Below are 12,763 nucleotides of genomic sequence, written 5' to 3'. Positions count from 1 at the left end.
CCTCCATTAGTCGACCACCTTAACGGTTTTGAGCAAATAATCTTCCGGTCCGGAGATATGAAGACCGGCGTTTTGCAAAACATGGCAGTAGTCAATAATCTCCTGAGTAATCCGCTCCCCTGGACAAAGCATCGGGATACCTGGCGGGTAAAAAGTAACAATTTCAGCACAAATCATGCCTGCAGCATCATTGAACGGCACCATGCAGGTATTGCCGAACAGGGCATCCCGGGGTGAAATCACTTGCTCAGGCGGCTGAGGGTGCTTGCCTGCTGCATAGATCTGGCTAATGGCAGCAAAGTCACGGGTACCATGATGGCGGGCAGCCATGTCTTTTAAGGCAGCTACCAGTGCAGCTACTTCTCGCTCAGTGTCGCCTAGCGTAATAAGAAATAGAAGATTATACACATCAGACAACTCTGCCTGAATTTTATATGTATAACGCAGAATGCGTTCAGCCTCTGCGCCCTTGAGCCCCAAACCCTTGACGGTAACTGTCACCTTGGTCGGATCAATACTATATACGCCAGGGTTACCCAATTTTTCTTCACCAAAACAATACAAACCTGGGATTTTATTTATCTCTTGCCTTGCCAGGTTAGCCAAGTCAACAGCCCGTTCAATCAGCTGCCGCCCTTCTGTAGCCATCTGCATTCTGGCAACATCCAGCGAGGCTAGGAGGATATAGTTCGGACTGGTAGACTGCACTAGTTGCAACATAGCCTTAAGGCGGGGCACCCGGATGCGTCCTTCCCGACAATGCACCAGCGAGCACTGGGTCAGCGCCCCGATAATTTTGTGGGTGCTTTGAGCCACAATATCAGCACCCGCATCAAGCGCCTGTACTGGCAGCCTGCCAGAGAATTTAAGGTGAGGGCCATGAGCCTCATCGACAACAACCGGGATATCATAGCTATGAACAATATCAACAATTTTTTTCAGATCGGTAGCTACACCATAATAGGTGGGATTTATAATCAGCACACCCTTAGCGTCAGGATGCTGTGCCAATGCCTCAGAGACCGTCTCAGGCGTAACCCCCATGGCCAGTCCCAGCTCGTTGTCCACCTCAGGCTGCATAAACACGGGGATAGCCCCACTCAAAATAATACCCCCGATAATAGAGCGGTGGGCATTGCGCGGCACGATAATTTTGTCGCCTGGCCCGGCAATGGTCAAAATCATGGCATAAATGCCGCCGGTTGTCCCGTTAACTACAAAATAGCTGTGGTCAGCCCCATAGAGGTCAGCAGCCAAATCCTGGGCTGCTTTTACAGGCCCGTGCGGTTCGTGCAGGTCATCAAGCTCAGCCATTAACGCCAAATCAAGTGCCAGCGTTTTCTGCGGCACTAAATCAGCTAACGCCTGATGCATGCCTTTGCCCATCTTGTGCCCGGGTGTATGAAAAGGAATTACTTCATCGTTTACATAAGTATTCATGGCTGCCAGCAATGGTACTTTCGTCTGGTCAAGCATGCCGCCACCACCTTTTAGTTCATTCCTATATTATGTCCTTGCAGGTTGTAAATATTTTAACACACAGCGTTATCTGGTACAAGATTCCAAATAAAGAAAACACGGCTTGCGCCGAGCCTTTGGCGACAGTGGAAGCCGATGTTGCCCTTATCCAGACGGAAAGTTATACTTTCTAACAGGAAGAAAAAGGCTGGCGCTAATAGAAACGCCAGCTTGTGTTTTCCTTATAAAGTACTAAAATATGTTTATAGGAATTTGGTATTCATTTCGTATGCATTTGTCGCAGCAGTTGTTAGATAATTAGTATTGGCGCTTTCTTGGGTGTCTGTATTACTCTGAGTTAAACTGTAGCTTTCACTGGTTTTCGATGTTTTGCTGCAGCTTCCACATCCCATACAAACATTACTGCCCAAAGGACATGAGGAACTGCTGGTTGGTGCACCACTTCCTTGAGCAACTGCACTTGTTGCAGCTGTGCTGCTTAACTCTAAAGTCGCAGCTTCACCAATACTTGAACTACTGTATTGGGTTTCAGTTTGATTACTTTTCTGTACTGATTGAGTTAGATAGTCAAAACTGGAACTACCGGTAATTGACGAAACACTCATGTTCAAACCTCCTTTCCCTACATACTTGTCGCCTTTTCCTCATCATGTCGAATAGCAGCTTCCATAAGCGCGCTCCACTTCTGATTATTTTCGTCTTGCTGGCAGAATTGCAAATACAAATCTGCTATCGCCATAGCCGCTTGCTGTTCTCGTATCGTTAATCCAGCCTGCGTTAGCAGCGCAGCTGCCTGCCGCCCTGCGTTCGCTACCAATGTCTGCCTTTGTGCTGGCAGTATTCCGACAATTGCCGGGACTGACAGCGCAATTTCAATTTGCTTTGGTTTTACATTCATGTGAGTTCTCCTTACTTAATAGGATCCCGCCTCATAAAACGCCACCTTCTAGTCCTAATATTATTTTACCGGTAATATGTTAATTTTTAGTTTAGTTTTAGTTTGTAAGTTTTACTCTTCTCGCCACCAGTATGTCCATTTCAAACGTGGGGAAACTAATACTAGAGGTGACATTCGTGAATAAGACAATTAAAAAAAGTTCTCAGGGAAATCCGATTAATCCAGTAATACCGAGAACCGGACCCACTGATGGAGCATATATAGACACCTTGAAGCAATTACAGGAAGAGAGAGAAAAGGCGGACTTTAAAACGAGAGAATAATAAATGGAAGAGGGCCTTAAAAAAGGCCCTCTTCCTGCGCTGTTTGATCCATATCCTCTTAGCTAAAACAACTAAGCTCTCATTCATTAGTTTGATAGTAGATCCCTCTTGAGGCTCCAGACATTGGCCAGCCCTCGCAAAGCCCTAAGATGCACTAATTAATAATTTCCAACTTATCACCTTTTTGAGTAAAGGTGGCTGAAGCCATTCCTTCAGGAAGTTCGATCACATAAGCAGCCCCCCGCACAGCTGCCAAACGACAAGGCTTCAGCCCAGACACAACTTTAACAACCGTATGGGATGAATCAACAAACACTACATCAATCGGATAGCGCATACCGAACGTATGGACACTGTTGCAGGGCTTAATTAAAAGCCCCGCCCCGGCCTGCAGGCGGGGTGTAGCCAACAGCCCCACCAGTCGAGAAAAAAAATTGGCTGCTACTTTGATATTGTCACCTAGCCGCTGTTGCCTTGTTGTGTTAATGGCTTTCATAATGTCACCCAATCGTTTTCTGTTTTACTTAACACCGCTATTAAATTATAATGAAAAATATAACTTTTGCATTAGGAGGAATTGGAAGATGGAGCAATTTGAAAAAGTATCTGTTGTTAAGAAGGCCAATGTATATTTCGAAGGCAAGGTGACCAGCCGTACAGTGATTTTTGCCGATGGCAGCAAAAAAACACTGGGAATTATGCTCCCTGGTGAATATGAGTTTGGTACGGCGGCAGCTGAGGTTATGGAGGTTTTAGCAGGTGAGCTAATCGTATTGTTGCCAGGACAAAGCGACTGGATTACTTATAAAGCAGGAGACAGCTTCGACGTTCCCGCTGATTCACGCTTTAAACTCAAGGTACCAACAGTAGCAGACTATTGCTGTTCTTATGTCTCAAAATAAATATCTTACGACAGAAGGAGCCGGCTGATTGATTGCCAGGGCTCCTTCTGTTTTTTTATTTACTCATTAAACTGTTAGCCATCTGGATGACGGCTGGGCCAAGCAGCACGACAAACAGTGCAGGAAAAATAAAGAGAACCAGCGGCAACAGCATTTTTATCGGCGCTTTCATGGCTTTTTCTTCTGCTCGCTGGCGGCGTTTTTCCCGCATGGAGGCCGACTGCACCCGCAGGACATTGCCAATGCTTACACCCAATTGGTCAGCCTGCACAAGCGAAGTGGTAAACAGTGACAGATCAGGTACATCACAGCGTGTGCCCATAGCACTTAGCGCTTCCCGCCGGGCTATCCCCATACGGATCTCCTGGAGTACCCTGTTAAACTCTTCAACAAGCGCACCTTTCATTTTTTCCGACAGCTTAGCCAGCGCCCCGTCAAAGGCCAGGCCAGCTTCCACACTAACTGTTAGCAGATCCAGAACATCTGGCAGGTCTTTTTGAATACTTAGCTTCCGGGCTGCAATTTTATGATTTAAGAGCACAAAGGGCAGCACCTGGCTTATCAGAAAGGCTATGAGTACAAAGCCAATGACTTTACCGCCGACAGCGCCAGCCAGTATGCTTAGCGTTCCAGCAATCACCGGCAGGGCCACTGCTAAAAAACCCATTAAAAGCAGAAACTCATCACTTGTTAAATTACCAAATCCGCCAGCCATGATGAGTTTTTGCTCAATTGTGGCCCGTACGGCTTTTGGTGTCAGCTTGGTCAGAATTCCGGCCATATCACCGCTGAGTGGCGCTAAGATGCGCTGCCGGAATGGTTTGGCCAGCTCGTCATCAATGTCACTGCGGCCTGAAATAATGCCATCCAAGGCCTTAAGCCGCATTTCGACTGGACCAGCGATAGGTACAAAGGTATGAAGAACTAGGTAAAGGAGCACAAATGCAGTTATGAAGGTGAGCGCTATTATGACAATAAGCATATGCCTTTACCCTCCTTTTATTTAGGCCAGAAGGTTTCGTTTGGCAAGTTAATTCCGTTAGCAGACAGCTTTTCCAGGAACTTGGGTCTGATGCCTGTCGGCTTAAAATAGCCGGTAATTTTACCAGCTGCGTCCCGTCCGGTCTGTTCAAAGACAAAGATATCCTGCAGGGTAATTACGTCCCCTTCCATGCCCTGAACCTCTGTTAGATGGGTAATCCGCCTGCTGCCATCCTGTAGACGGGACTGCTGCAGAATTAGGTCAACCGCTGATGCAATTTGTTCCCTGATAGCCCTGACTGGCAAATCCATCCCCGCCATCAGCACCATAGTTTCCAAGCGACTGAGCATATCACGCGGCGTGTTGGCATGGCCAGTGGTTAAGGAGCCGTCATGGCCGGTATTCATGGCCTGCAGCATATCAAGCGCCTCACCGCTTCTGACCTCGCCGACGACAATGCGGTCTGGTCGCATCCTGAGGCTGTTTCGTACAAGATCGCGCATAGAGATGGCGCCTTTACCCTCGATATTAGCCGGTCGGGTCTCAAGGGTAACAACATGATCTTGTCTAAGCTGCAGCTCAGCAGCGTCCTCAATGGTAACAATCCGCTCATCATGTGGAATAAATGACGAAAGGATGTTGAGGGTGGTTGTTTTTCCTGAACCGGTGCCGCCTGATACCACAATGTTAAGTTTTCCTTCTACGCAGGCCAGTAAGAAGTCAGCCATTTCCTGGGTCAATGTACCGAATTTTATTAGATCCTCCACCAGCAATGGGTTCTTGGCAAATTTCCGGATGGTCAGGCACGGCCCTCTTAGAGCCAGCGGGGGAATAATGGCATTCACCCGGGAGCCGTCCGGCAGCCGGGCGTCAACCATCGGCGAACTCTCGTCAATACGGCGCCCCAGCGGCGCAACAATTTTTTCAATCACATGCATGACATGCGCATCATCGCGAAACTGCACATCGCTAAGCACTAATTTCCCTTTGCGCTCAACATATACCTGGGTCGGACTATTAACCATAACCTCGGAAATAGACTCATCTTTTAATAATGGGTCAATCGGTCCATAGCCTAAAACCTCATCGACAATTTCGGTAATAATCCGCGCCCGCTCGCTTCTAGGCACTGGTAGCGTTTCTTCATCCATAACCGCATTGGCAATACGGGCTACAACCTCTTCCAACATTTTGCGGTCAGCGTCCTTATCAACAAGCACTTTGCTTTCTTCCAGGCTCATTTCTTCGACTATCTTTTTGTGAATCTTGCCTTTAAGGCTTTGATAAGGATCAATTTTGGGCGGCGCTGCCGTTTTTGGCTTTTCTATACCTTTGGGCGGCTGCTCCTGCTTTATCTGAGCTTGTTCCAAGCGTCTTAACAGCGACATAGTGTTCCTCCTCGCCCTATGGCTGATGGCGTTATTCCGTAGTTACCGGGTCAGTGGATGCACTGTTGCTGCGCCACTAGTTTGGCGCTACTGATTCATACGGAACAAGTGCAGCGCTATACACACCGTAATCGGTCGCGGTACCAGACGTGTCACCAGCGACTACAGTCTGCATGAACTTGCCGCTTACAAGGTTGTCATTCCCTGAGCCAGCTACTCCCTCTAGAAAAAAGCCGGCAAAGCCAACAATCTTTACATCATGCCGCCCTGTATCATTAGTGATTGATTCAATCAATGGCACAATTACTATCCGTGGCGAGCCAATCTCTACCGTATTAAAGGTAGCATACGGATCAAGGTCTATACGGTAGTTAACTCCTTCACTGGTACCACCTGACATATTACCGGTTTCAGTTGATACCCATTGATCTACCGACAACTTGGCATCATAGCCCAACTTAATATTATCGGTATAATTACGCGAACCGGTACCGCCTAAAGCCAACGCATCGTAGTTGCCGGCGTAGCCATCACCAGCCCCGACTTTCAAAGCATAAGTCTGTCCATAAATAAACTCCTGCCAGACTACTCCGAACGGCACCACCCCAATAACCCCGCTAGTGGGTCTTAAAACGGCTGCCGCTTCTGCCCGGACATCGACTGAGTTCAGACCAATGATTTTGGCAAATGTCATGTTAACTGTCCGTTTAGCGGTAGCGGTAACTACCTTATTTGTTGGAACAGCGACCTCTACCACATCGCCGGGATGACCGTTTTGGGCGGCATATTCTCTGCCGCTGGCCTCAGCTTGAGCAGTATCATTAGGCAGATCCTGGACACCGGCTAGAGCTGCGGCATCGGCTATATTAACAAGCTCCGCCCTGTTTACATATAAAAATCCAACATCCACGATAAGGGCGGTAAAACCGAGCAGGGCAGTGAGCGCAAAAACAGTTAACACTGTTATCGTACCCTTTTGATTATTAACAAATGTCATCATGGCAGTTCTACCCGCATAACCGAGCGGCCTGTAAGCACCGGTGCATCAGGTGCAAAAGCACTGTCAATGATATCCTTAATCACCGGTGTCGTTACTTCAACTGGTTTACTGACTGTCACAGTGACTGATTTACCCTGCTCGCGTTTGCCGCCTGGATAGGCAATATTAACTTGCAAACCAGCACTACCAATGCTGGCGACTGCATCGTTGACGACCGTCCGTGCTGCAGCATCGTCACTCACTGCCGCAATTCGCGCCCCTTCCCGGGCGGCTGCCGTCAGTACCAGATACTGATTCATTACCAGCCCAAACTCTAGGATAGCAAATAAAATTAGCACGACGACAGGTAAAACAAGCGCTGTCTCAACCATGGCCTGGCCGCGTTTTTGCTTAAGATAATAAATAGTATTCATATGATCACCCCTGACAGATATTTATGGGGGTTACTATCGGTAATTTAATTGTAACATCAATAGGTTGACGATAATATCATGCCTGAGTCTTATCTCTTCAAGGAACTTAGTCCCTAGAGAAATAGGCGTATAGTCCCAACATTATTTATTATAAAAAAATATCCCTTCCAACCAACGGCCAGAGGGATATTTTGAGCTTCTTACTATAATATTTCGAGCTATGAGTGCTAAGAGATAAGACTTTGCTGGCAACTAGGATCAGGTTCCGCCGCCAAGTTTAGTGACTATATCTGCCATCTTAGCGACCAAGCCGGTTCCCATACTTGTAAACGATGCCAACGCGATTGCAGCAATTACTGCCAGGATCAAACCGTACTCTACCATGCCTTGGCCTTTCTCATTCAGGTAACGAGCTTGGATCATTTCCCAGTACATTTTCAACATTTGCCATACCTCCTAAATTTTTATGGTTGTATTTTATTTAGGTAATCTCGTCTGGTTCTGATTTCATTATACCAGTGAGAAGGTATGTTAACATCGTCCTAGAGTCTCAATTACAGTAGGCATTGAGGCTTATTCTGGTAATCAATTTGGTAGGTGCTGGGTCCCAGCCACACCAAGGAAAAAGTCCTATTAAGTATTGGGCAGACCTACTGTTTGAGCGGTACGGTAACAAAAATCCTCGTACCTTTGCCTGATTCTGATTTTATATTTAGCTCGCCGCTTAGGAGATTAATCCGTTCGCGCATACCCATTAAACCAAAGCTTTCATTACCAATATTCTCTGCTGAATCAAAGCCCCGCCCATCATCTTCAACAACGGCCGAAACCACACTGGGGCGAAAGTCAATCCGCACCCATACCAGGGAGGCCTGCGAATGTTTTTCCACATTATTGAGCGCCTCCTGAATAATGCGAAACAGGCCTATCTCAATATGTGAATCCAGTCGTTTTTCCTCCCCCATTATTTTGACTTCGGGGAAAATACCACTCCGCTCTTTCAGCGTATCAAGCACCCGTCTGATGGTAGGCACAAGCCCTAAGTCATCAAGCGTCATAGGCCTCAAATCAAAGATAATCTTCCTGGTCTCTCTAAGAGCCACCCGTACTTGTTCACGGAGATCCTTGAGTTCGTTTTTTGACCGTGCAATATCAGTATCTATCAGGCGCTCACATACCTCTGCCCGAAAAACGATATTGGCCATTGCCTGGGCCGGCCCATCATGAATCTCCCGGGCCACCCGCCGCCGTTCTTCTTCTTGGGCTCTAATTATTTTTGCACCAAAAATCTGACTTGCCTGTAGGGATTCGATCTGAGTGACAACCTCTCCCATCTGATTGCCTAGATACCCGAGCACGGCTCCCACCTGCGACACAAGACCTTCGGCTTTCTCAACGGTATCTTTCAGCGACTTAAGCCTTAGCTCCAAATCATCGCGCTGGCGACGCAGATTTTGCTCCTGCAGTCTCGCCATGGCCAATTCGAGCTGGACATTGCTGGTATCCTCATAGGCACCTTTAATGTCACTTTCGGTATATTGACGAAAATTCCGGCTAACCTCCATTAGTCTGAGCCGCGAGCGCCGCTCCTTTTTTTCCAATTCGTCAACCTTAAAAATGATATCGGCCGTTTCCTGCTTGATTCGGTCAACATCCCGCCGCACTTTCTCCATCTCAGCGCGGGCAGCTTCATATATATCGAAAATCTGCGTTTTGCTTTTCTCTACCGCAGCAATTGTTCCTTTTACGATCTTATCTAACACTTTTACATCAAGATTCTTCATGCTGGCCCCTCACTACTACTAAATTAAGCATTATAAGCAGATTCGCCATATCAGCCCTATCTCCTGCTAATAAAACGCACCAAAAGAGGGTGGAAAAATCCCCCTCTTTTGCTTCTCCTAAATGTCAATATTGACAATTTTTTGGATGGCCACAATTCCCAAAAACTGGCCAACAACAGCGGCCCCCAGCATAAGCTGCCCTGTCGGATGTGCGAAAAGGATATTACTATACCCGGGATTAAGAACCTGAAGCATAAGCAGCATAGCGATCGGCAGCAAACTCACGATGATTCCTGACATTCGTCCTTGAGCGGTTAGTGTTTTAATCTGACCTTTAATGCGAATCCGCTCCCGAATGGTCCCAGCAATATTATCAAGGACTTCGGCCAAGTTACCACCAACCTGCCGCTGAATTAAGACTGCTGTAATAACCAGGTCGAGGTCATCACTATCCACGCGCTTAGCCATGTTGTTCATAGCGTCTTCGGTAGGGACTCCTAAATTCATCTCTTTCAGCATCCTGCCAAATTCAACAGAAATAGGTGGCAGCATCTCCCGGGATACCATTTCAATCGCCTGCATAAAGCTATAGCCTGTTCTAAGTGCGTTAGCAATGAGAATAAGCGTATCCCCTAGCTGATCATTAAAAGCTTTGGCCCGCCGTTTAATCTTTACTCTTAGGAATAAAAACGGCGAAAAGTAGCCGGCAATACCACCAACCGCTGCACCGGCCAACCCGCCCTTGAGAATACACAGAACTGCTCCCACAATGGCTGTTGCCAGGCATATAACCAGAAACTCGGAACTTTTTAGCGGCAATCCGGCCTGAATGAGACGGTGCTCAACGCCTCTTGACCATGATCCATCGGAAAGTGTGAATAGTTTACTCAGTTGCCTTATTAATGCCCGCCAGCCCGTCAATTGGCGCCCTGTGGCTGTTTGAAATTGAGGCTGGCTTGCCAAATCTGGCTCGATATAGTAGCTAATACGCTGGCTGACGGCTTCTTTGTTCCGTATCTGCCATCGATAGAGCAGCAGGCAGATAACCAGCAGGTTAACAAATAGGATAATTCCGATTAAGAGCAGCATGCTACTATCTCCTCTCTAGCCAAATAGCCGCTTAAACCGACTTACAACCCCCGCTGCTGGCTGTTCCTCGTGCCGGTCCGGCCAGTCACTACCGGCAACCAGGCGGGCCAAATTAACAATGCTTTGGGTAACCGGCGCGTCCGGGTGACTGACAACGAACGGTACACCCCTGTTGACGGAAGCCACAACTACCTTACCATCGCTGGGTACAGTAGCTGAAAACTTATATCTCAGGCTTTCTTCCACCTCAGAGATGTCCATGCCAGCATCGGTGTTGGCCCTGTTTAAGACTACTTTGACCTTATCTTCGCCATATTTGAGCGATTCCATGATCTCCAAACACAGCTTGACATTCTTAATTGTCGGCAGGTCAAGCGCGGCTACTACCAGGATGATATCTGAAGCATCAAGTACTGCCAGCATATTATCCGAAAAAGTCGGCGCCGTATCAATCACGGTATACTTAAAACTCGATCGCATGGTCTTAAGGATGGCTGACAAGTGGCTGCTGGTCACTGTCTCAGCTTGTTCAGGGCGAGTTGGTGCCGGCAGTACTTTTACACTACTGTTAAACTGCGCCATATAGCCATCAAGAACGTTCATATCCAGGTGTTCGATATCCCTCACCAAGTCGGCAATTGTGGCACGTGGCATAAGATTTAAGAACAGAGCTACATCCCCGAACTGCAGATCAGCATCCACAATTCCCACATTTGCTCCAGTCTTGGCTGCCAGAGCCACTGCCAAATTTGTTGATATTGTTGTTTTGCCAATACCACCTTTGGTGCTGAATACTGTAATGATTTTGCCCTGTTCTTCCCGCTTGGGCTCAAACTTGACAATATTGCGGCGCTTCTTCTCATTCGCAAAACTTTGCTTAATAGCCTGCAGCAGCTCATCACCACTAAAGGGTTTTACCAGGTAGTTTTTAGCACCTGCCACCATGGCCCGTCTCAAGTACTCCTGCTCACCTTGCACACTCATAATGATGATACAAGAGCTCGGAGATTCTGCAGCAATCTGCTCGGTAGCAGCAATACCATCCATGCCTGGCATATTTATATCCATTAAAATGACATCAGGCTGCAGTACCTTGACCTTTTCCACGGCCTCGCGGCCTGACTCAGCTTGGCCAATCACCGTCATCTCCGGGTCAAATTCCATCAATTTGCAAATGTTTTCTCTGGTTGCGGCAATATCGTCAGCGATAAACACTTTTATTCTTTCATCCATTTACCTTTACCCCCTATATGGGTTTTCTTTAGCAAACTCCTTCATTTCCTTTGTTTCCGCCGGAAGGTATTCGTTAGGATTAACGATAGTCGGAGTCACCAAGATAATTACTTCTGTCTCACCCCGGCTAAACGAGCTACTCTTGAACAAGTTGCCAAGAATAGGAATATCACCTAATAGCGGCACCTTCTGTACATCTTTGGTCGCTTCAGACGAAATCAGACCGCCAATGGCCATGGTTTGGCCGGAAGACATCGCAATTGAGGTTTCGGCCTTGCGCATTTTTATCGGTGGAATCTTCATCCCCACGCCAAGCTCGATTTTATGTTCACTCGTCCAATCAAGCGTACTGACCTCTGCCTTAATTTTACTCTGAATGAGTTTTTCGGCGTTGACTTCAGGCGCGATGTCGAGCTTAATACCATACTCTTTCCACTCAATCGTAATCCGGCCATTATCTAAGCCCACAGGTATCGGTATTTGCCCGCCTACCATGATATTCGCTTTATCACCGCTTAAGGTAATCATATTGGGCTGCGACAGTATCTTGGCCAGCCCGTTTTTTACCAGTGCATCAACCTGAGCATTGATGGGGGTATATGTGCCCAAGTTACCAAAAGCCGTTGGTGCCAGTGAGTTTATCGAGGATTGACCAAAGGAAAAGTTGCCAGGCGTTCCAGCAGTATTCCCCGACCATTTAATACCCAGGTTTTTTGAGGCTTCCCGGTTGATTTCAAGCACTCTTGCTTCAATTTTCACCTGTACCGGTCGAGTAATTTCCAGTAAATTAACCACTTTGTCGGCATAGGCTGCTGCTACCTTTTCGGCCCTGGTTTTCTGGTATTGATCATTGACTGTGCCTTCGAGAATAATGGTCTTATTTACCTTACTTACAGTAATATCGGATAACCCGAGAATATTCTTAATATCGTTGGCAATGGTGACATCGGCGGCACCAACCTCCACCAAGTAGCTATACCGGCTGCCGCCAGCCCAAATATGGAGGGTTGTTAAGCCTGGCGATTTGCCGATTAAAAGCACTTCAACGCCAGATACCACTAATACATCGGCGATCTCAGGATTAGCCACCGCGACACGCTCGACGATGTTAAAGTTAAGAATACGCGACTGGTTTACAGCCACCGCCAGTTTATCGTCACCAGCTGATGCCACAGCACTGATCAGCATGATGGCTAGTATAACAACAACTGCAACAGGCAATCTAAATTTTTTCATAAGAGTCCTGCCTTTCTGTCCGCCTTCACTTACAGG

At 47.3% G+C, this 12,763-nt stretch carries 14 protein-coding genes; 1 reads left to right on the top strand and 13 read right to left on the bottom strand.

Features of this window, described 5'->3' with window-relative positions:
- Window positions 1-6: 6 nt before the first annotated feature.
- The 4 genes from B9A22_RS10395 to B9A22_RS10380 all read right to left on the bottom strand — a co-directional run bounded on the left by B9A22_RS10395 (window position 7) and on the right by B9A22_RS10380 (window position 3,196).
- The gene (locus tag B9A22_RS10395; protein ID WP_084575666.1) at window positions 7-1,476 is read right to left on the bottom strand and encodes an aminotransferase class I/II-fold pyridoxal phosphate-dependent enzyme; all 1,470 of its coding nucleotides are present in this window, start codon (window positions 1,474-1,476) and stop codon (window positions 7-9) included.
- A 245-nt stretch (window positions 1,477-1,721) separates the two neighbouring features.
- On the bottom strand, window positions 1,722-2,084 hold the full coding sequence (locus tag B9A22_RS10390; RefSeq protein ID WP_084575665.1) for a hypothetical protein: 363 nt from the start codon (window positions 2,082-2,084) through the stop codon (window positions 1,722-1,724).
- A 17-nt stretch (window positions 2,085-2,101) separates the two neighbouring features.
- Window positions 2,102-2,377 carry a hypothetical protein gene (locus tag B9A22_RS10385; protein ID WP_084575664.1) on the bottom strand — a complete coding sequence of 92 codons (276 nt, stop codon included), beginning with the start codon at window positions 2,375-2,377 and terminating at the stop codon, window positions 2,102-2,104.
- A 477-nt stretch (window positions 2,378-2,854) separates the two neighbouring features.
- Window positions 2,855-3,196 carry a DUF192 domain-containing protein gene (locus B9A22_RS10380; protein WP_084575663.1) on the bottom strand — a complete coding sequence of 114 codons (342 nt, stop codon included), beginning with the start codon at window positions 3,194-3,196 and terminating at the stop codon, window positions 2,855-2,857.
- Window positions 3,197-3,284: 88 nt separating this feature from the next.
- Between B9A22_RS10380 and ppnP the strand changes: the two genes are divergently transcribed.
- Window positions 3,285-3,602, top strand: a complete 318-nt coding sequence (gene ppnP / locus B9A22_RS10375; protein ID WP_084575662.1) for a pyrimidine/purine nucleoside phosphorylase — start codon at window positions 3,285-3,287, stop codon at window positions 3,600-3,602.
- 55 nt (window positions 3,603-3,657) lie between these two features.
- Here ppnP and B9A22_RS10370 read toward each other — a convergent pair whose 3' ends face one another.
- From B9A22_RS10370 to B9A22_RS10330, 9 genes are all read right to left on the bottom strand, one after another.
- A complete protein-coding gene (locus B9A22_RS10370; protein ID WP_084575661.1) occupies window positions 3,658-4,584 on the bottom strand; it encodes a type II secretion system F family protein in 927 nt (308 codons plus the stop codon).
- Window positions 4,585-4,601: 17 nt separating this feature from the next.
- Window positions 4,602-5,972, bottom strand: coding sequence for a TadA family conjugal transfer-associated ATPase (locus B9A22_RS10365; protein WP_084575660.1), 1,371 nt, complete (start codon window positions 5,970-5,972; stop codon window positions 4,602-4,604).
- Between the two features lie 76 nt (window positions 5,973-6,048).
- The gene (locus B9A22_RS10360; protein ID WP_084575659.1) at window positions 6,049-6,972 is read right to left on the bottom strand and encodes a pilus assembly protein TadG-related protein; all 924 of its coding nucleotides are present in this window, start codon (window positions 6,970-6,972) and stop codon (window positions 6,049-6,051) included.
- The gene (locus tag B9A22_RS10355; RefSeq protein ID WP_084575658.1) at window positions 6,969-7,385 is read right to left on the bottom strand and encodes a TadE/TadG family type IV pilus assembly protein; all 417 of its coding nucleotides are present in this window, start codon (window positions 7,383-7,385) and stop codon (window positions 6,969-6,971) included. Before B9A22_RS10355 ends, B9A22_RS10360 begins: the two co-directional genes overlap by 4 nt.
- Window positions 7,386-7,643: 258 nt before the next feature.
- Complete coding sequence (locus B9A22_RS10350) at window positions 7,644-7,829, bottom strand: Flp family type IVb pilin (protein WP_139796225.1); 186 nt, start codon at window positions 7,827-7,829, stop codon at window positions 7,644-7,646.
- Between the two features lie 206 nt (window positions 7,830-8,035).
- Window positions 8,036-9,169 carry a sensor histidine kinase gene (locus tag B9A22_RS10345; protein ID WP_084575657.1) on the bottom strand — a complete coding sequence of 378 codons (1,134 nt, stop codon included), beginning with the start codon at window positions 9,167-9,169 and terminating at the stop codon, window positions 8,036-8,038.
- A gap of 117 nt (window positions 9,170-9,286) precedes the next feature.
- Window positions 9,287-10,258 carry a type II secretion system F family protein gene (locus B9A22_RS10340; protein ID WP_084575656.1) on the bottom strand — a complete coding sequence of 324 codons (972 nt, stop codon included), beginning with the start codon at window positions 10,256-10,258 and terminating at the stop codon, window positions 9,287-9,289.
- Window positions 10,259-10,273: 15 nt separating this feature from the next.
- Window positions 10,274-11,491, bottom strand: a complete 1,218-nt coding sequence (locus B9A22_RS10335) for a CpaE/TadZ family protein (RefSeq protein ID WP_084575655.1) — start codon at window positions 11,489-11,491, stop codon at window positions 10,274-10,276.
- Window positions 11,492-11,497: 6 nt separating this feature from the next.
- Window positions 11,498-12,727, bottom strand: coding sequence for a type II and III secretion system protein family protein (locus tag B9A22_RS10330; RefSeq protein ID WP_084575654.1), 1,230 nt, complete (start codon window positions 12,725-12,727; stop codon window positions 11,498-11,500).
- Between the last annotated feature and the right edge of the window lie 36 nt (window positions 12,728-12,763).

Source organism: Sporomusa malonica, assembly GCF_900176355.1.
Taxonomy (GTDB): Bacteria; Bacillota; Negativicutes; order Sporomusales; family Sporomusaceae; genus Sporomusa; species Sporomusa malonica.
This window is presented reverse-complemented; position numbering and strand designations above follow the sequence as displayed.